The sequence below is a fragment of the Xanthovirga aplysinae genome, assembly GCF_009711365.1.
Lineage (GTDB): Bacteria > Bacteroidota > Bacteroidia > Cytophagales > Cyclobacteriaceae > Xanthovirga > Xanthovirga aplysinae.
Window position 1 is genome coordinate 1 of sequence record NZ_SMMB01000434.1, and the last position, 1,595, is coordinate 1,595.

General features: G+C 35.6%; 2 protein-coding genes. Both read right to left on the reverse strand.

The window, feature by feature from the left end:
* A partial coding sequence (locus E1171_RS01615) for a S41 family peptidase (RefSeq protein WP_155203423.1) occupies window positions 1-922 on the reverse strand: 922 nt, incomplete at its 3' end.
* 2 nt (window positions 923-924) lie between these two features.
* Window positions 925-1,595, reverse strand: a 671-nt coding sequence (locus tag E1171_RS23440) for a hypothetical protein (protein ID WP_187696168.1), incomplete at its 5' end; no start/stop codon positions are given.

The following is a 1,595-nucleotide window of genomic DNA, read 5'->3' on the forward strand; positions in this document are numbered from 1 at the left end:
CACCAACTCCCTCAAAGATTTCTTTATTTTTATTCGAAGCAATCATGGTAGTCATTCTGTAGGTCCATCCATTTGGTAGTTCTCGGTTAGTAAAGGTTCCTTGTGAACCATTTGTAAGATCCCCAATAATGGTAACATTAGTTAGACCTTTTAAAGTCAGAATAAAAAGTTCGGCCGCACTGGCGGTGGCCCTATTAGTTAATATGGCAATCGGCTTCTGGTAGGGGATTCCTTCAGGTGTAATATTGTCCTCGATCCAATCAGTGAGGTCATTATGGGAAGGGCCATTTCTGTACTTGAAGTTTATGGAGGGCATGGATTGCTGGATAAATCTTTTGGCTATAGCCTTTTGAAAAGAGTACTCCCCCCCAAGGTTAGATCGAAGATCAATGATCATTCCATCGGTGTTTTGTAATTGAGAGATGGCCTGGTCAACATTTTTAAAATCATTTATGGTAAGGTTCTGATTGGAGAATGTTGTGATTTTTAGATAACCTAAATTTCTACCTTTAATTTTTGCAAAAGAAATGGCTTGATTAATTGTTTTTTCACCAGCAAGGTAAGAACTGTTGTCTTCTAGCACATTGGGGGTTTCAGGATTGGTTCTTACATAACTGAAATTTCCATATGGAGTGAAAAGCCCCATGTGACCATCTTTTAATTGGAATATGATATCCGAAAGTAAATTGTAAAACTCTTGGTCAGTTAATTCATTTTCATTTAAGGTTTGGGTGGTTGATAAATAAACAGAATCCCAATCAATATCTTTGATAAAAAAAGATGGGTAGTTTTTGTCCATATCCTGCCAAAAGATTTCAAAATTGCTTTGTTTATCATTAATTGGATCTTCATCAAAAAAAAGCTTTTCACAAGCGGATAAGCTGAAGATTAAAAAGATAACTAAAATATAGCGTCGTTTCATTCTTAGAAATTAAAGTTTAGGCCGGCAAGAATTTGATGGCTACCAAATTGAACTCTTTCAAATTTTGGATATTGAAAGAATTGAAAAAGATAACTCAATGAAAGCTGAATATTTTGAGTAAGTTGATATTGGTAAACGAACTCACTCTTCAGGTCCACAAAGGTATTCAAGGTTTGAAATTGTCCTGAAGAGAGAGTAGTGAAAACAGGGTCCTTTTCTCCGTCCAGAAATCCTTCGTTTAAAAGTCTCTGGAAAAATTCTTCAGGAACTCCTTTGGGAAATTTCATACCACCCACTACGTAGGCAAGTAAAGGATAGGAAAGGGCATATTTTAAAGTATGCCTATTCTCGAATTTTCTTTCAACTTCAAGGGCAATATCAAGGGAAGAGAAAATATCGTATCCCAGTTCTCTTCCATTATTGTAGAAATAGTGGTTCTTAATATTGAAAAAGTTATTCCAGGAGCCTCCTGCGTAAATTTTGAATTTATTGTCTGAGATTTTTCTTAAGTATTTGTATTCGAAGCTTCCAATGTTGGTTTGAATGAAATGATCCGAATTGGGATAACTTTCCGTAATGGAAGTTTTTAACTGAGGAGTGGTGAAATTTCCTTTCAGTTGATGCTTGAAATTCCCATTATCACGAATATAACCGAGTTCATACAGTATGCCAG